Consider the following 17,165-nt stretch of genomic DNA (forward strand, 5'->3'; position numbering starts at 1 on the left):
TATGGGTGTGTTAAGGCTAACGGGTAGCCGTGATGGACTTCGGACCGCGTCCGACCGCGACGACACCGGACTGGACGATCTCGCGGATTCCGTACGGTTCGAGCATGCGCAGCAGCGCATCGAGCTTGGACCGCGTACCGGTGGCCTCGATGGTCAGCGACTCGGGCGAGACGTCGATCACCTTGGCGCGGAACAGATTCACCGTCTCGATGACCTGGGTGCGCACGCTGGCGTCCGCCCGCACCTTGATGAGCACGAGTTCGCGGGCGACGGACGCCTCGTCCTCCTGCTCGACGATCTTGATGACGTTGACGAGTTTGTTGAGCTGCTTGGTGACCTGCTCGAGCGGGAACTCGTCGACGGTCACCACGATCGTCATCCGCGAGATGTCGGGCACTTCCGTACCACCGACGGCAAGGGATTCGATGTTGAACCCGCGTCGCGAGAACAGCGATGCGACTCGGGCGAGCACGCCCGGCTTGTCCTCGACGAGAACACTGAGAGTGTGGCTCGTGCTCACTTGGTCTCCTCCTGGGCCGCCGCGTTCTCGCTGCGGGCTTCGAGCGCGTCGATGGTCTCGTGGATGACGGCGGGATCGTCGGCGGCGGCGTCGTCGTCGAACAACGGCCGGATGTCGCGCGCAGCCATGATCTCGTCGTTGCTCGTGCCGGCGGCGACCATCGGCCACACCTGTGCGTCCTTGCCGACGATGAAGTCGATCACCACGGGACGGTCGTCGATCTCCTGTGCCCGGCGGATCGCCGGCTCGACATCCTCCTCGCGCTCGACGCGGATACCCACACATCCGAGGGCCTCGGCGAGCTTGACGAAGTCGGGGATGCGCAGCGAATGCGTCGCCAGATCGGTGTTGGAGTACCGCTCCTCGTAGAAGAGGGTCTGCCACTGCCGGACCATGCCGAGATTGCCGTTGTTGATCAGCGCGACCTTGATCGGCACACCCTCGACCGCGCAGGTCGCGAGTTCCTGGTTGGTCATCTGGAAACAGCCGTCGCCGTCGATGGCCCACACCTCGGCGTCGGGGCGGCCCATCTTGGCGCCCATCGCGGCGGGCACCGCATAGCCCATGGTGCCGAGACCACCGGAGTTGAGCCAGGTGCGCGGCTTCTCGTAGTCGACGAACTGCGCGGCCCACATCTGGTGCTGTCCGACACCCGCGCAGTAGATCGCGTCGGGACCGGCGAGCTTGCCGACGGCCTGGATGACGTACTGCGGCGACAGGGTGTCGTCGGTGGGGCGGTCGTAGCTCAGCGGGTAGGTGCGACGGATGTCGTCGAGATAGGCCCACCAGGCCGCGTAGTCGAGCTTCGTGCCGGTCGCCCGGTCGGCGCGGATGGCCTCGAGCAGCTCGACGATGACCTCCTTGCAATCACCGACGATCGGCACGTCTGCGTGCCGGTTCTTGCCGATCTCCGCAGGATCGATGTCTGCGTGGATGACCTTGGCGTCGGGCGCGAACGAGTCGAGTTGGCCGGTCACCCGGTCGTCGAAACGGGCACCGAGGGTGATGAGCAGATCACTCCTCTGCAGCGCGGCGACCGCGGCGACGTTGCCGTGCATGCCGGGCATGCCGCAGTGCAGGTTGTGGCTGTCGGGGAACGCGCCACGGGCCATGAGCGTCGTGACGACCGGAATGCCGGTCAGCTCGGCGAGTTCGAGCAGCTCGGGCGACGCGTCGGCCTTGATGACACCGCCACCGACGTACAGCACCGGGTTCGTCGCGTCGGCGATCAGCCGCGCGGCCTCGCGGACCTGCTTGCCGTGCGGCTTCGTCACGGGGCGGTAGCCGGGCAGGTGCATCTCCGGCGGCCAGCTGAAGGTGGTCTGCGCCTGGAGGATGTCCTTGGGGATGTCGACGAGGACGGCACCCGGCCGGCCCGAGGAGGCGAGGTAGAACGCCTCGGCCAGGATGCGCGGGATGTCGGCGCCGTCGGTGACCAGGAAGTTGTGCTTCGTGATCGGCATGGTGATGCCGGAGATGTCGGCTTCCTGGAAGGCGTCGGTGCCGATGAGCGGACGACCGACCTGGCCGGTGATCGCGACGACGGGCACGGAGTCCATCTGCGCGTCGGCGAGAGGGGTGACGAGGTTCGTCGCGCCCGGACCGGAGGTGGCCATGCACACGCCAACCTTGCCGGTCGCCTGGGCGTAACCGGTGGCAGCGTGTCCGGCGCCCTGCTCGTGACGGACGAGCACGTGACGCACGCGTCGCGAGTCGAAGAGCGGGTCGTAGACGGGCAGGATCGCGCCGCCGGGAATGCCGAATACCGTGTCGACCTCGAGTTCCTCGAGTGCGCGGACCACCGACTGCGCGCCGGTGACCCGCTCGGGGGCGACCTGGCGACGGTTGGCGGGCTGCGCTGCTGCAGCTGCGGGAGTCGGGGTGGTGGACCCCGGCTTTCGCGGCGAGGGTTGAGGCCGTGCGGTTGGTGCGCTCACTGCGAGTTCCTCTGATTCTGGCTCCGGGCAACAAAAAACCCTCGTCAGCAAGTCTGCTGTACGAGGGTGGCGCGTCGTGGGCGAGTTGCGGAATGCGGCTCAGGCGACGACGCGCCGGCCGATTACGAGCAACCCATTCTGATTCACGCGCTCGACGGTAGGCGCATGGTGTCCAGACAGTCAACTTGATGCGGTCGACTGTCCCAGAATGTGAGATGCCGCGGCTGCAGTGCGAAGATGTAGAGGTGTCATCTTCCCAGCAGCCCGTGCCACCTACTCCATCATCCCACACGCCCGATTCGACGACGCAGGTCATCCAGATCTCGCGACTGTCGTTCCTGGCGTGCGCCCTGCTGTTCCTCGCCCTCGCCTCCCCCGCACTGGCGTGGCCGGCGGCCTTCGCATGGACGCTGATCATCCCGTTTCTCGTCGCCGCATGGATCGTGCGTGTACGCACCGTCGTCGGCCCCGAGGGCATCGTCGCGCGGGCGACCTTTTCCACCACGACTCTGGACTGGGATTCCCTCGACGGCCTCCGGTTCCCGAAGCGGGGCTGGGCCCGCGCACGGCTCACCGACGGCAGTGAGGTCGCACTGCCGGTCGTCACCTTCGGCCGCCTGCCGCAGCTGTCGGAAGCCAGCGCCGGCCGCATCCCCGATCCGTACGCGGCCGCACGCCGCGCCGAGGAGGAGTCCCACCGCGCCGAGGCGGCATCCGAATCCGGATCCGAATCGGTATCCGGTGCCGAAACCGCCGACGACGCAGGCACCGTCGAGAAGAAGGACCACCGCTCCTCCTGAGTCCCGCGACCGGGTGCGGATAGATGCACCCGGAGACACACGAGTAGATTCGTCGGTGCCGCTGCCCGAACCCGCCCCAGCCCGGCGACCGGATGCGGCCCGGCCGATTGCGCACACAGCCACCGTCAAGGAAGTCAGCCCATGCCCCCGTTGAGGTCACGCACCACCACCGTCGGACGAAACGCTGCAGGAGCGCGCTCCCTGTGGCGCGCCACCGGCCTGACCGATTCCGACTTCGGCAAGCCGATCGTCGCGATCGCGAACTCCTACACGCAGTTCGTACCCGGTCACGTCCATCTCAAGGACGTCGGTGAGATCGTCGCGAAGGCCGTGCGCGAAGCGGGCGGCGTGGCACGCGAGTTCCACACGATCGCCGTCGACGACGGCATCGCGATGGGCCACGGAGGCATGCTCTACTCGCTCCCGAGCCGCGAGATCATCGCCGACTCGGTCGAATACATGGTCAACGCGCACACCGCCGACGCGCTCGTGTGCATCTCCAACTGCGACAAGATCACGCCGGGCATGCTCAACGCCGCGATGCGCCTGAACATCCCGACGATCTTCGTCTCCGGCGGCCCGATGGAGGCCGGCAAGGCCGTCGTCGTCAACGGTGTCGCGCACGCCCCTACCGACCTCATCACCGCCATCTCCGCCTCCGCCAGCGAGGACGTCGACGACGCAGGCCTCGACGAGGTCGAGCGCAGCGCGTGCCCCACCTGCGGTTCGTGCTCGGGCATGTTCACCGCCAACTCGATGAACTGCCTCACCGAGGCCCTCGGTCTCGCGCTGCCCGGCAACGGTTCGACCCTCGCCACCCACGAGGCGCGACGCGCACTGTTCGAGACCGCCGGAACGACGATCGTCGAGGCAGCCCTGCGTTACTACCGCGACGACGACGAGTCGGTGCTGCCGCGAAACATCGCGACCCCGGCCGCCTTCCGTAACGCGATGGCGCTCGACGTCGCGATGGGTGGTTCCACGAACACCGTGCTGCACACCCTCGCCGCCGCGCAGGAGGGCGAGGTCGACTTCGACCTGTCCACCATCGACGAGATCAGCCGTCGGGTGCCGTGCCTGGCGAAGGTCTCCCCGAACTCCGACTACCACATGGAGGACGTGCACCGCGCCGGCGGAATCCCTGCCATCCTCGGCGAACTGCGTCGCGGTGGCCTGCTCGAGACCGACGTCTCCACGGTCCACACGAAGAGCTTCGACGAGTGGCTCGACACGTGGGACATCCGTTCCGGCAAGGCGTCCGAGACGGCCCTCGAGCTGTTCCACGCCGCCCCGGGCGGTGTGCGCACCACCGAACCGTTCTCGACGGACAACCGCTGGTCGTCGCTCGACACCGACGCCGCGGGCGGCTGCATCCGCGACATCGAGCACGCCTACACCGTCGAAGGCGGGTTGTGCGTGCTGCGCGGCAACCTCGCACCGGACGGCGCGATCCTCAAGACCGCCGGCATCGACGAGGATCTGTTCCACTTCGAGGGCCCGGCCTACGTCGTCGAGTCGCAGGAGGAGGCCGTCTCGGTCATCCTCGGCAAGAAGATCAAGGCCGGGGACGTGGTGGTCGTGCGTTACGAGGGCCCGGCCGGCGGCCCCGGCATGCAGGAGATGCTGCATCCCACCTCGTTCCTCAAGGGAATCGGTCTGGGCAAGGTGTGCGCCCTGATCACCGACGGCCGGTTCTCCGGCGGCACGTCCGGTCTGTCCATCGGGCACGTCTCCCCCGAGGCCGCCTCGGGCGGTGTGATCGGCCTGATCGAGCAGGGCGACCGGATCCGCATCGACGTCGCGACCCGCACCCTCGAGGTACTCGTCGACGACGACGTGCTCGCCGAGCGACGCGCGAAGATGGAGGCCTCCGAGCGGCCCTGGCAGCCGGTCGACCGCGAGCGCACGGTCTCGAAGGCACTGCGCGCATACGCTGCGCTGGCGACCTCCGCCGACAAGGGTGCCGTCCGGCGCGTGCCGTAACCCCTCACCACACGAGGGCGAAGGCTCCGCGATCATCCGATCGCGGAGCCTTCGCCCTTGTCGTATCCCGGTTGTTCGTCGTATCCCGGTTGTTCGTGGGTCAGCGTCCGAAGATCCACAGGCACACGCCTGCCGCCACACCCAGCAGCAGTACGGTGAACGAACCCACGAAGGGGCGTGTCGCCCAGCCGCGTCGTCCGTCGACCGCGATGCGGCCCGGCCCGGTGAGGGTGATCGCCACCGCGCAGGCGACGAGGAGGGCCTCGAATTCGAAGCCCGACGATTCGGCGGCGAAGAACTGGACGCCCGGTTCGAGTTCGTGTTCGAACAGCACCGCGTTGATCATGATCGCGACGATCGCGGCCGCCGCGAACGGGGTGAGCAGACCGAGCACGAGCAGCGCACCGGCGGCGATCTCACCGACCGCGCCGACGATCGCGAGCACCGCCGGCTCCCGGTATCCCGCATCGCGCAGCAACGCTTCGAAACCGTCCAGCCCGGGGCCGTTCCACAGCCCCACCAGCTTCTGCAGTCCGTGGGCGACGAGGATCGCCCCGACCGCTGCCCGCAGGACGAACAGACCGAGGTCCAGGGTGCCCCGGCGGACCTTCACCGGAGTCCGCTCCCCGGCGGCCACCGCGCCGCCCGTCTCCGCACCGTAGACCGGTTCCGGCCGGTACATCTGCTCGGTGGGAGCGGCGTAGGCGTCGTTGCCCAGCGGAGTTCCGGCATCGAAGTCGTCGTCGGACCCGAGATACGACTCGCGTGGTCGGCGCATCTCGAGTGTGCGTTCGTCGGGCTGAGTGCCGTAGGGACTCGAACCCGCGTCCGGTACGCCACCGTTCTTGTTGTCGGCCACGCCCTCAGCCTAGGCCCGCCTCCGCACCCGCACCCGGCATCCGCGGGTGCGCGCGTCGTGCCGGTAACGTTTGCGGCATGACACGGGGTACGCGGTGGACCGGTTCGTGGGGCGTACGCGCGGCAGCGGCGGCGCTGGCCGTCGGAGCCCTCGCCGTCCCGTCGTGTGCCCGCTTCGACGACTCCGCATCGAGCCCGTTCACCCCCGAACCCACCTTCGATCCCGGTCCGGGTGTAGGCCCGCAGGATCCCACCGAGACGACGACGCCGAGCGCCTCCCCCAAGCTGCCGGGGCCGTGTGTCGATCCCGACCCGGCGGTGATCGCGACCTGCCTCGACGTCACCGGTGGGCTGGTGACGATGCCCGACGGCAACTCCGCGCTCGTCACCGAACGCCGAACGGGTCGGATACTGCAGGTCGCGCCGGACACCGAGCCGGTCGAGGTCGCGACGATCCCCGTCGACGGGTCCGGAGACGGCGGGCTGCTGGACGTGGCGCTCTCCCCCACCTTCGCCGAGGACCGGTTGTTCTACGCCTACATCACCACGGCCTCCGACAATCGCGTGGTCCGGATCGCCGCGGGCGACACCCCCAAGGACGTGCTGACGGGGATACCCCGCGGCGCCACCGGCAATGCCGGCGCCCTCGAGTTCGTCTCGCCCACCGAGATCGCCGTCCTCACCGGTGACGCCGGAAATGCTTCCGCCGCAAACGATCCGAACGTCCTGTCCGGCAAGCTCCTGAAATTACCGCTCCCGGCGCCCGGAGCGGCGCCGGCACCGTCGGTGATGCTGTCGGGTATCGGTACCGCGGGCGACGTGTGCCGCGATCCGAACGGCAACCTGTGGGTCACCGACCGCACGCCCCTCGAGGACCGGCTCCAGCGGGTCGGGGTGGACGGCTCGACCGGCACCGGCCCGGCCTGGACGTGGCCCGAGCGGCCCGGCGTCGCCGGTTGTGCGGCGGCCCCCGACGGGATCGCGATCTCGCTCACCGACGCGAAAGCCGTCGCGGTCGTCACCACCGACCCGGGAACCGGGGCGGTCACGGCAGCCCCCGTCCTCGCCGCGGAGGACCGCTACGGCATGCTGCGCGGCGCGGCCTCGTCGCCCGACGGCCTGCTGTGGGTGTCCACGGTCAACAAGTCGGGCGCCGAACCGGGACCGAACGACGACCGCGTCGTGCGCATCCAGTTCCCGGCCGGCGGCGGCGGATTCGACTGATCAGGCCCGCTCCGGTGTCTCCGCCGGCGCGGGACGGTGGAGCAGTCCCGCGAGCATCGGGAGCACCAGGACGGTGACGGCGCCGGCCGCCACGAGGATCGACGCGCTCGCGTTCGACATCTGCCCGGCGGCCACCGCGACCCCCGTGACCGCGACGATCAGCGGGAGGCCGGTCGTCGAGTACAGCGCGATCTGCAGTTGTTCCGCGGTTCCGAACATCCGGTTCCCGGTCGCGTCGCGTTCGAGACGCGACGCGACGAACACCGGCACACCCCGTACGAGGATCAGCAGTCCGAGGAAGGCCAGCAGGATCCCCGGGGCGCCCACGACGGCACCGACGTCGATCGCCATGCCCGAGGTGACGAAGAAGATGGGGATGAGAAAGCCGTATCCCAGACCGTCGAGCTTCTTCTCGAGCCGTTCGTCGCCGGCCGGGATCGTGCGGCGCAGGATGAAACCGGCCGCGAACGCGCCGAGGATGATGTCGAGATCGAAGACCGCGGCCACCGCGATGAGCCCGACGAGCAGCAGCATCGTCAGGCGCACCGGGATCTGAGCGGTGGTGTCGGAGCCGAGCCGGACGAACTGCGAGAACCGCGTGCCCTCCCGCAGGATCCAGGTGGGCAGCACGGCGACGAGGACGGCCACCACCGCGAAGGCCAGCAACACGATCAGCGACCCGAGTGCGCCGCGCGCCCCGAGCAGGATCGCCATGGCGACGACCGGCAGCAACTCCCCGAACGCACCGTGGTTGAGCACCGACCGCCCGACCGGGGTGGCGACGAGTCCGCGGTCGGCGAGGATCGGCAGGAGCGTCCCGAGTGCCGTGGACGTCAGGGCGATCGCCACGGCGATCTCGGCGTGCACCTGACCCGTTGTTCCGAGGACGGCGACGGTACCGAGCGCCGACAGCATGCACACGCACCAGGTGACCATCGCGCGACGTCCGCCTCGCCCGCGCAGCTCGGCCGGGTCGATCTCGTATCCGGCGAGCAGGAACAGCATTCCCAGCCCGAGCTCGCGCAGGATACCGATCTCGCTACCGGTCTCCGCGAGATCGAGCGCGTAGGGGCCGATGAGGACACCGGCGACCAGCAGCAGCACGACCTCGGGGATCAGCCGACGCGGAACGAGGCCGGCGATCAGCGGTGCGAGCACCGCTGCGACGACGATCCAGAACAGCGAGGTGGCAACTGCGGCGTCCATGCGCCGCTACTCTAGCGGCGCAAGATCAACTGCACGCGGCGATCACGAGTTCCTTCACGCGCGCCGGATCGGCCTGTCCGCGAGTGGCCTTCATGACGTCGCCGACGATCTTGCCGGCCGCCTGGACCTTGCCCGAACGGATCTTGTCGGCGATGTCCGGGTTGGCGGCGAGGGCGGCGTCGACCGCGGCCTGCAGCGCCGAATCGTCGCGCACGACCTCGAGACCGCGAGCGGCCACCACCTCGTCGGGTTCGCCCTCACCGGCGAGCACACCGTCGACGACCTGACGGGCGAGCTTGTTCGTCAGCTTGCCCTCGGCCACCAGCGCGATGACCCGGGCGAGCTGCTCGGGCGTGATGGGCAGCTCGGCGAGTTCGACGCCGCGGGTGTTGGCCTGCTGGGCCAGGTACGCAACCCACCACGAGCGGGCCTCCGAGGCGGAGGCACCGGCCTCGGTGGTCGCGATGACGAGATCGAGCGCGCCGGCGTTCACCAGGTCGCGCATCTCCTCGTCGGACACGCCCCAGTCGGCCTGGATGCGGGCCCGGCGCAGCCACGGCAGCTCGGGCAGGGTGGCGCGCAGTTCCTCGACCCAGGCGGCGTCGGGAGCGATGGGCTCGAGATCGGGCTCCGGGAAGTAGCGGTAGTCCTCGGCGGTCTCCTTGCGACGACCGGGCGAGGTGGTGCCGTCGGCCTCCTGGAAGTGCCGCGTCTCCTGGATCACCTCTCCGCCGGACACGAGCACCGCAGCCTGCCGGCGCATCTCGTAGCGCACGGCCACCTCGACGGACTTGAGGGAGTTGACGTTCTTCGTCTCGGTGCGGGTACCGAATTCCTTCGCGCCGATCGGCATGAGGGAGATGTTCGCGTCGCAGCGCATCGAACCCTGATCCATGCGGACGTCGGAGACGTCGAGGGCCTCGAGCAGGTCGCGCAGGGCGGTGACGTAGGCACGCGCGACCTCGGGGGCGCGCTCGCCGGCACCGACGATCGGCTTGGTGACGATCTCGACGAGCGGCACACCGGCACGGTTGTAGTCGAGCAGCGAGTGGCTCGCGCCGTGGATGCGGCCGGTGGCGCCACCGACGTGCAGCGACTTGCCGGTGTCCTCCTCCATGTGCGCGCGTTCGATGTCGACCCGCCAGGTGGTGCCGTCGTCGAGCACGACATCGAGGTAGCCGTCGGTGGCGATCGGCTCGTCGTACTGCGAGATCTGGTAGTTCTTCGGCTGATCCGGGTAGAAGTAGTTCTTCCGCGCGAAGCGACCCCACGGGGTGATCGAGCAGTTCAGCGCGAGCCCGATCCGGATCGCGGACTCGACCGCGGCCTGGTTGACGACGGGCAGCGCCCCCGGCAGGCCGAGGCAGACCGGGCACACCTGAGTGTTCGGCTCGGCGCCGAAGGCGGTCGGGCATCCGCAGAACATCTTGGTGGCGGTGTGCAGCTCGACGTGCACCTCCATGCCCATCACGGGCTCGAACTTCGCGAGCACGTCGTCGTAGGCGAGCAGGTCAGCGGACACGGAGGCAGTCATGATGTCGATTTTAGACGGCGCCACGAGTGCCGCCGCGCGGCCTCACCCGAACAGGATCCGCATCTCCTGGTAGCGCTCGTCGGGCACGTACTTCGGCTCGGCGAGCTCGTCGAAATCGACCCGGGCGATGTCGGTGCCGTGCAGCGCGACCATGTGCCCCCAGTCCTCCTCGGCAACGAGATCGGTCACCGCCATGCCGAGGCGGGTCGCGAGCACCCGGTCGAATGCCGTGGGGACACCGCCTCTCTGGATGTGCCCGAGCACCGTCGCGCGGGTTTCGATACCGGTGTGTTCCTCGATGAGCGGGGCGAGCACCTCCGCGATACCGCCGAGGCGTGGCCGGTCGAAACCGTCGAGTCCCTTGATGGAGTACGCCTCCTCCATCTCGGGGAGCGTGAAGCCCTCCGCGACGACGACCATCGGCGCCCGTCCGCGGTCGCGGACGCTGGTCACCCACTCGCAGATCTGTTCGAGGCTCTCGGGGTGTTCGGGGATGAGGATGGCGTGCGCACCACCGGCGGTGCCCGCATGCAACGCGATCCACCCGGCGTGCCGGCCCATGACCTCGAGCACCATGCACCGTTTGTGGGAGTTGCCCGTGGTGCGGAGACGGTCGATCGCCACGGTCGCGATCTCGACGGCCGTGTCGAAACCGAAGGTGTAGTCGGTGTGACCGAGGTCGTTGTCGATCGTCTTGGGCACACCGACGATGCGGATTCCCTCACCGAACAGCCGCTTCGAGGCGGCGGCGGTGCCCTCTCCCCCGATGGCGATCACGGCGTCGACACCGAGGCGGTCGAGCGTCTTCTGGATGTTCTGTGCTCCACCGTCGGGCCCCTGGTACGGGCCGAACCGGCTCGTACCGAGGATCGTGCCGCCCTGCTGGGCGAGACCGCGAACACGGCTGCGGTCCAACGGGATCACATCGCCCTCGACGAGACCGCGCCAGCCGTCGAGGAATCCGACGAACTCCTGCCCGTGCACCTCGGTCCCCTTGAGCACCGCACCGCGGATGACCGCGTTGAGACCGGGGCAGTCCCCGCCGCTGGTGAGAATTCCGATCCTCGTCACGCACTACCTCCCGTCGCATGGATCCGTACCGCACGGACCGATACCGCCCGGACCGCTGCTGCATTGCCATCCTGCCCGTTCACCGGCGCGACGGCAGCCCGATTCAGCCGGGTGTGACGAGACCGGACTCGTAGGCGAGCACCACGGCCTGCGCGCGGTCGCGCAGATGCAGCTTCCCGAGCACCTTTCCGACGTGGGTCTTCACGGTCTGTTCGGCGACGAACAAGCGTTCGGCGATCTCGGTGTTCGACAATCCGTGCGCGATCAGTTCGAGCACTTCGAGTTCGCGCGGCGTGAGCGGGTCGAGGACACGATCGCGTCCCCTCGTCGGTCTGCGCCGGCTGGTGACGTCGGCGATGAGACGACGGGTGACGGTCGGCGCGAGGAGCGCCTGACCGTCGGCGACGACCCGCACGGCACGCACGAGTTCGTCGGCGGGGGCGTCCTTGAGCAGGAACCCGCTCGCTCCCATCCCGAGCGCCTCGTAGACGTAGTCGTCGAGGTCGAACGTGGTGAGCATGAGGACCTTCGACCGCGGCTCACGGGTGTCGGCAAGGATGTGCCGTGCCGCCTCGAGGCCGTTCATCTCGGGCATCCGCACGTCCATGAGAACGACGTCCGGGCGCAGGCGCGCGACTTCCGCGACGGCCGCCCGGCCGTCGGGAGCGTCACCGACGACGCTGATGTCGGGCTGGGCACCCAGTAGCGCGCCGAAGCCCTGCCGGACCATGGCCTGATCGTCGGCGATGAACACGGTGATGGGTGGGTGCGGTTCGGTCATCGGCACCCACCTTAGGCCCCGGTCGCCATCGGGAGGACCGCTCGGACCTCGAAACCTCCGTCGGGTCGTGGGTGAGCGACGAGCCGGCCGCCCACGACGGATGCGCGTTCGGCCATGCCCAGGATGCCGTTGCCACCACTGCGCTCCGACTGCCGAGCCGCGGCGTCGGACTCGGCGGCCACCGCCGGTCCGTTGGTCACCTCCACCGTCACGGTCGCCGGTTCCCACCGCAGCCGCGCGCACACGCGGGCACCGGGTGCGTGTCGGGCCGCGTTCGCCAGGGATTCCTGCAGGATCCGGTAGACGGTGAGTCCGACCCCGTCGGAGACGGACCCGGGGATGCCGACCGTCTCCGTCTCGAGCGTCATACCGGCTCGACGGGAGGAGTCGAACAGCTCGCCGATGCGGTCGATGCCGGGCTGCGGTTCGTGTTCGGGGAGTTGCCCGTCGCTGCGGAGCACACCGAGCAGGGTGCGGACGTCGTTCAGCGCTTCCCGCGCGGTCGCGCCGAGGGCCTCGAATTCGGCACGCACGTCGTCGTTCACGTCCGGAAGCCGATAGGGGGCACTCTGCGCCTGCACGACGATCATCGACATGTGGTGGGCGACGATGTCGTGCAGGTCGCGTGCGATGTGCGCCTTCTCCTCGAGGATGGCGCGACGCGCACGTTCGAGCTCGCTGACCTCTTCCTCCCGGGCGAGTTGCCGGCGGGAGATCAGCAGCCACCGCACCAGCAACCCGAAGACGACGATCGCGCTGATCCCGATGCCCCATCCCCAGCCGTCACGGCCGGGAACGAAGGCCGCGAACAACAGGACGGTCGCGACCCACACGACCAGCACGACGCGGATCTCCTCGCGGATTGCGACGGCGAACACCAGCGCGAGCATCACCAGGATGTGCACGACCTGCCACGGATAGTCGTATCCCGGAAGCCGGTCGAACGCGATCGGGACGACGAGACCGGCCGCCGCAACCACCGCCCACCCGAGCGCCGGCCGGACCAGCACGAGGAGGAACGGGAGTACCGCCATCCCCGAGATCAGCGGCAACAGGGGCGGGGAGATGTCGTGCGTCAGGGGCAGCGTCGGCCACGCGATCGCATAGAGGATCACCGTCACGGCGACCACGGCGACGACACTCCACCGTCCCCGGCCCAGGCGTTCCGCGGTTCTCGCGCCGGACTTCGCAAGCTCTTTCACCTCACCCACGCTAGGAGCCGGGGTCTCGACTGTCCTCATACCTGGGAGTGAGATCCGCATAGCTCTGCGGGTGGTGTCGACCTCCTCGAGATCGCTCCGTCGCGGGGTCCGGTGGAGGGCTGCGCGTTCCTAGCGTCACCGGCATGACAGTGAGATCCGCAGCCGCCCGAATCGGGTCGGTCGTCTTCCTCGCCACCGCAGCGTATGCCGCCGCGCCGGGGGCGCTCGCCCACTCCGCCGCACCTCCGGCGGAGAACACCGCGGCCGCAGCGACGGTGACGGCGCTCGTCGCCGACGACCCGGAGCGAGCACTGTCGTCTCTGCCGGCCGATTTCGCCGGTGTGATGGGCTACTCGCCGATCGTCGAGCAGCACCCCGGTGGGACGGCCGTCCTCACCGATCCGGAGGGGGGCTGCTCCGCTCCGGTGCCTCTGCCGTCGTCCTTCGAATCGGCTTGCCGCGTCCACGATCTCGGGTACGACCTCCTCCGGTACGCCCACACCACGGGTGGCGAGCTGGGCACCGCTGCCCGGCGCGACCTCGACGGACTGTTCGCCCGGCATCTCGACACCGTCTGCCGTTCCGAAACCGGCATCACGGCGTGCACGCGTATCGCAGGGATCTCTTCTGCAGCAGTGGAACTCAACTCATGGCGGCAAGGTCACCGGACTCCCGTCGCCGAATCGCCGTGGGTCCCGGCCGTCGCAGCGGGCTCGGTCGTCCTGGCGTACACGGCACGAAGGGTTCGGCGATGACGGTTCTCACGGTGGTTCTCGCGACGGTGATCTCCCTCGCTCCTCCCCTGCTGCCGCGACAGTCGGTCGTGCAGGGCGTCGTCACCGGGCTGTTCGTCGTGACGGCGCTGGCGCTGCTCCGCCTCGTCGTGTCCGTGCGGCGACGCCGGTCCGGGCGAACTGCACCTCCCGAGCGGTCCGAGCTCCGTCTGCCCGTCGCGCTCGTCGGTGGATCCGCCGTGCTGGTCGCGGCGGCCGGTGCCCATCGGTGGCAGAACCGGCTGCGGGAGGCGATGTCGGTCCCGACCCTGGACGTGCGCTACTGGTTCGAGGCGCTGGCGGTCACGATCGTGGTCGTCGCGGTGTTGCTCGCCGTTCCACGCCTGGTGAATCTCCTGTCGCGGCGCCGGGCGGCGACGGCCGTCGCCGTGATGCTGGTGATCGGCACCGCCACGGTTGCCTTCTCCCCCGGAAGGACGATCGACACGGTCGTCTCCCCCACCGCCCTGTCGACCGGCCTGTCGGGCGGCGCGGGATCGGCGATGTCGTGGAACCGGTTGGGCAGCGAGGGACAGAAGTTCGTCTCCCTGCCTGCCGAGGGGTCACCGATCCGGATCTATGTGCCGTTGTCGGCCGCGCCGGATCCGTCTGCACGCGCCGAGTTCGCGGTGGACGAACTCCGTCGGACGAGTGCCTTCGACCGACCGCATCTCGTGGTGGCCGTGCCGACCGGCTCGGGTTGGGTCGATGCCGCTGCGGTCCGCGGCTTCGAGAACCGGTGGGGCGACGACGTCGCCATCGTCGCCCAGCAGTACTCGGACCTGCCGAGCTGGGCGACCTTCGTTCTCGACCGCCGTGCCGCCGCAGAGGAGGCCCACGCCCTCGTCACCGCACTGCGTGCCCACCTGTCCACCCTGCCGGACGAACGGCGTCCCGCCCTCCACGTCTACGGGCAGTCCCTGGGCGCGATCGGCGCGAGCGCCGTCTTCGACGACATCGAGCCGGAGTCGTGCGGGCTCTTCCTCGCGGGGCCACCCGCCGGTGTCCGCACGGCCGGCGCGAGTGTCCTGGCGAACACCTCCGACCCGGTGGTGTGGTGGCGGCCGTCGCTGCTGTGGTCACCGCCGGACCTGTCGCACGCACGTGTCGACGCTCCGGCCCCGCCGTGGCTACCGGTGGTGTCGTTCCTGCACACGACGGTGGATCTGCTCACCTCGCTCGATACAGCACCCGGCCACGGCCACCGTTACGGCGACGACCAGACATCGTGCACCTCCCCCTCGGGATGATGCGACGGCCCGGAAGACCGCGACCCGCCGGCCGACGGACGGCACGGCGGGTCGCGGTACGACAGCGGATCAGGCGACGATGGGTCCTCGTGCCGCCTCGAAGGCCGCACCCACGCGGTACAGGCGCTCGTCGGCCAGAGCCGGGGCCATGATCTGCAGGCCGACGGGAAGACCGTCGTCCGCGGAGAGGCCGGACGGCACCGACATCGCGCAGTGACCCGCGAGGTTGGTCGGGAGCGTGCACAGGTCGGAGAGGTACATCGCCAGCGGATCGTCGACCTTCTCGCCGAGCTTCCACGGCGTGAACGGGCTCGTGGGCGAGACGAGTACGTCGACCTGCTCGTATGCCTTGTCGAAGTCCTGCGCGATGAGACTCCGGACCTTCAGCGCCTGACCGTAGTAGGCCTCGTAGTAGCCGGACGACAACGCATAGGTACCGATCATGATGCGGCGCTTGACCTCCTTGCCGAAACCGGCGGCGCGGGTCGCGGCCATGACCTGTTCGGCGCTCATCGTGCCGTCGTCGACGCGCATGCCGTAGCGCATCGCGTCGAAGCGGGCCAGATTGGAGGACACCTCCGACGGCAGGATCAGGTAGTACGACGCGAGCGCATATTCGAAGTGCGGGCACGACACCTCGACGACCTCCGCGCCGAGCTTCGTGAGCGTCTCGACCGCCGCGTCGAACGACGAGAGCACGCCGGGCTGGTAGCTGTCGGAGTGCAGTTCCTTGACCACGCCGACCTTCAGGCCCGTCAGGTCGCCGGCCGCGCCCTGCCGCGCCGCCTCCACGACGGGACGCACGGCGGCGTTCACCGACGTCGAATCGCGCGGGTCGTGCCCGGCGATGACCTCGTGCAGCAGCGCGGTGTCGAGGACGGTGCGGCCGCAGGGACCACCCTGGTCGAGCGACGACGCGCACGCGACCAGGCCGTACCGCGAGACCGTGCCGTAGGTGGGCTTGGTGCCGACCGTGGCGGTGACGGCAGCAGGCTGACGGATCGAGCCACCGGTGTCGGTGCCGATCGCGAGCGGCGCCTGGTAGGACGCGAGTGCGGCAGCGGAACCACCCCCGGAGCCACCGGGGATGCGGCTGGTGTCCCACGGGTTGCGGGTCGGTCCGTAGGCCGAGTTCTCGGTGGACGAGCCCATGGCGAATTCGTCCATGTTGGTCTTGCCCAGGATGGGGATACCCGCCTCGCGCAGCTTCACGGTGAGCGTCGCATCGTAGGGCGAGACCCAGCCCTCGAGGATCTTCGAACCGCACGTGGTGGGCATGTCCGTGGTGGTGAACACGTCCTTGAGCGCGAGCGGGACACCGGCGAGTGCCGAGGCCGGCTTCTCACCCGCGGCGACGGCGCGGTCGACCTCGGCCGCGGCGGCGAGCGCCTGCTCGGACGCGACGTGCAGGAAGGCGTTGTACTCCCCGTCCACCTCGGCGATGCGATCGAGGTGGGCCTGGGTGACCTCCACCGACGACAGTTCGCCGGCGTGGATCTTCGACGCCAGGGTCGCGGCGTCGAGACGGGTCGTATCGGCGCTCATTCGCCCTCTCCCAGGATCTGCGGGACCGAGAAGCGGTCTTCCTCGACGGCAGGCGCACCGGAGAGCGCCTGCTCGGGCGTGAGGCCGGGAACGACGACGTCGGGTCGCGTCACGTTGGTGACGGCGTTCGGGTTCGCCATGGGAGCCACATCGTCCGCGGCCACCTCCGACACCGCCTTGACGTGGTTGAGGATCGAATCCAACTGACCGGCGAACTCGTCGAGTTCGTCATCGGTCAGCGCAAGCCGGGACAACCGGGCGAGATGCGCGACCTCGTCACGGGAGATGGCAGGCACCGTGAATGGCCCCTTTCCGATGGAGAGTGAACGTCCTGTCCAGGGTAATGCGTCCTGGAAGCGGCGGCGCACGCGGTTCGACGACGTCACTCGCCGCCCGCGCGGTGCTGCTTTCCGCGGTCCGATGTTGCGAGCTCCGCAACGCCGTGTTGCATTCGTGTGACATCCCCGGTCGCGACCGGGGA

General features: G+C 69.3%; 15 protein-coding genes. 5 read left to right on the forward strand and 10 right to left on the reverse strand.

Features of this window, described 5'->3' with window-relative positions; all coding sequences use genetic code 11:
* Positions 1-16: 16 nt before the first annotated feature.
* A complete protein-coding gene (gene ilvN / locus A8G18_RS20835; protein ID WP_006554535.1) occupies positions 17-520 on the reverse strand; it encodes an acetolactate synthase small subunit in 504 nt (167 codons plus the stop codon).
* Positions 517-2,457: an acetolactate synthase large subunit gene (locus A8G18_RS20840; RefSeq protein WP_084422015.1), complete on the reverse strand. Its 1,941-nt coding sequence runs from the start codon at positions 2,455-2,457 to the stop codon at positions 517-519. Before A8G18_RS20840 ends, ilvN begins: the two co-directional genes overlap by 4 nt.
* Before the next feature lie 266 nt (positions 2,458-2,723).
* On the opposite strand from A8G18_RS20840, the gene A8G18_RS20845 reads away from it, so the two are divergent.
* Complete coding sequence (locus A8G18_RS20845) at positions 2,724-3,257, forward strand: PH domain-containing protein (protein ID WP_064065377.1); 534 nt, start codon at positions 2,724-2,726, stop codon at positions 3,255-3,257.
* Positions 3,258-3,398: 141 nt separating this feature from the next.
* The gene (ilvD, locus tag A8G18_RS20850) at positions 3,399-5,240 is read left to right on the forward strand and encodes a dihydroxy-acid dehydratase (protein WP_016932869.1); all 1,842 of its coding nucleotides are present in this window, start codon (positions 3,399-3,401) and stop codon (positions 5,238-5,240) included.
* 100 nt (positions 5,241-5,340) lie between these two features.
* Here the strand turns inward: ilvD and A8G18_RS20855 are convergent, their stop codons facing one another.
* Positions 5,341-6,099 carry a DoxX family protein gene (locus A8G18_RS20855; protein ID WP_064065378.1) on the reverse strand — a complete coding sequence of 253 codons (759 nt, stop codon included), beginning with the start codon at positions 6,097-6,099 and terminating at the stop codon, positions 5,341-5,343.
* Positions 6,100-6,176: 77 nt separating this feature from the next.
* On the opposite strand from A8G18_RS20855, the gene A8G18_RS20860 reads away from it, so the two are divergent.
* Complete coding sequence (locus A8G18_RS20860; RefSeq protein WP_064065379.1) at positions 6,177-7,322, forward strand: PQQ-dependent sugar dehydrogenase; 1,146 nt, start codon at positions 6,177-6,179, stop codon at positions 7,320-7,322.
* Here the strand turns inward: A8G18_RS20860 and A8G18_RS20865 are convergent, their stop codons facing one another.
* The 5 genes from A8G18_RS20865 to A8G18_RS20885 all read right to left on the reverse strand — a co-directional run bounded on the left by A8G18_RS20865 (position 7,323) and on the right by A8G18_RS20885 (position 13,125).
* Entirely contained in the window at positions 7,323-8,528 is a 1,206-nt protein-coding gene (locus A8G18_RS20865; protein ID WP_064065380.1) for a cation:proton antiporter, read from the reverse strand.
* Positions 8,529-8,553: 25 nt separating this feature from the next.
* Entirely contained in the window at positions 8,554-10,062 is a 1,509-nt protein-coding gene (gatB, locus tag A8G18_RS20870) for an Asp-tRNA(Asn)/Glu-tRNA(Gln) amidotransferase subunit GatB (protein WP_064065381.1), read from the reverse strand.
* A 42-nt stretch (positions 10,063-10,104) separates the two neighbouring features.
* Positions 10,105-11,133 (reverse strand): 6-phosphofructokinase, encoded by a 1,029-nt coding sequence (locus A8G18_RS20875; protein WP_064065382.1) that lies wholly within the window; start codon positions 11,131-11,133, stop codon positions 10,105-10,107.
* 103 nt (positions 11,134-11,236) lie between these two features.
* Entirely contained in the window at positions 11,237-11,914 is a 678-nt protein-coding gene (locus A8G18_RS20880) for a response regulator (protein WP_064065383.1), read from the reverse strand.
* Between the two features lie 11 nt (positions 11,915-11,925).
* On the reverse strand, positions 11,926-13,125 hold the full coding sequence (locus A8G18_RS20885) for a sensor histidine kinase (RefSeq protein ID WP_115311478.1): 1,200 nt from the start codon (positions 13,123-13,125) through the stop codon (positions 11,926-11,928).
* Positions 13,126-13,259: 134 nt separating this feature from the next.
* Here A8G18_RS20885 and A8G18_RS20890 point away from each other — a divergent pair, with 134 nt between their 5' ends.
* Together A8G18_RS20890 and A8G18_RS20895 are read left to right on the forward strand one after the other, a co-directional pair.
* Positions 13,260-13,871, forward strand: coding sequence for a hypothetical protein (locus A8G18_RS20890; protein ID WP_064065384.1), 612 nt, complete (start codon positions 13,260-13,262; stop codon positions 13,869-13,871).
* Positions 13,868-15,139 carry an alpha/beta-hydrolase family protein gene (locus A8G18_RS20895; protein ID WP_064065385.1) on the forward strand — a complete coding sequence of 424 codons (1,272 nt, stop codon included), beginning with the start codon at positions 13,868-13,870 and terminating at the stop codon, positions 15,137-15,139. Before A8G18_RS20890 ends, A8G18_RS20895 begins: the two co-directional genes overlap by 4 nt.
* Before the next feature lie 69 nt (positions 15,140-15,208).
* On the opposite strand, the gene gatA is transcribed toward A8G18_RS20895, so the two are convergent.
* Complete coding sequence (gene gatA / locus A8G18_RS20900; RefSeq protein ID WP_064065386.1) at positions 15,209-16,684, reverse strand: Asp-tRNA(Asn)/Glu-tRNA(Gln) amidotransferase subunit GatA; 1,476 nt, start codon at positions 16,682-16,684, stop codon at positions 15,209-15,211.
* Positions 16,681-16,980, reverse strand: coding sequence for an Asp-tRNA(Asn)/Glu-tRNA(Gln) amidotransferase subunit GatC (gatC, locus tag A8G18_RS20905; RefSeq protein ID WP_016933597.1), 300 nt, complete (start codon positions 16,978-16,980; stop codon positions 16,681-16,683). The genes gatA and gatC overlap by 4 nt, the downstream gene beginning before the upstream one ends.
* Positions 16,981-17,165: the final 185 nt, after the last annotated feature.

This window comes from Rhodococcus gordoniae (genome assembly GCF_001646655.1).
GTDB classification, from domain to species: domain Bacteria; phylum Actinomycetota; class Actinomycetes; order Mycobacteriales; family Mycobacteriaceae; genus Rhodococcus; species Rhodococcus gordoniae.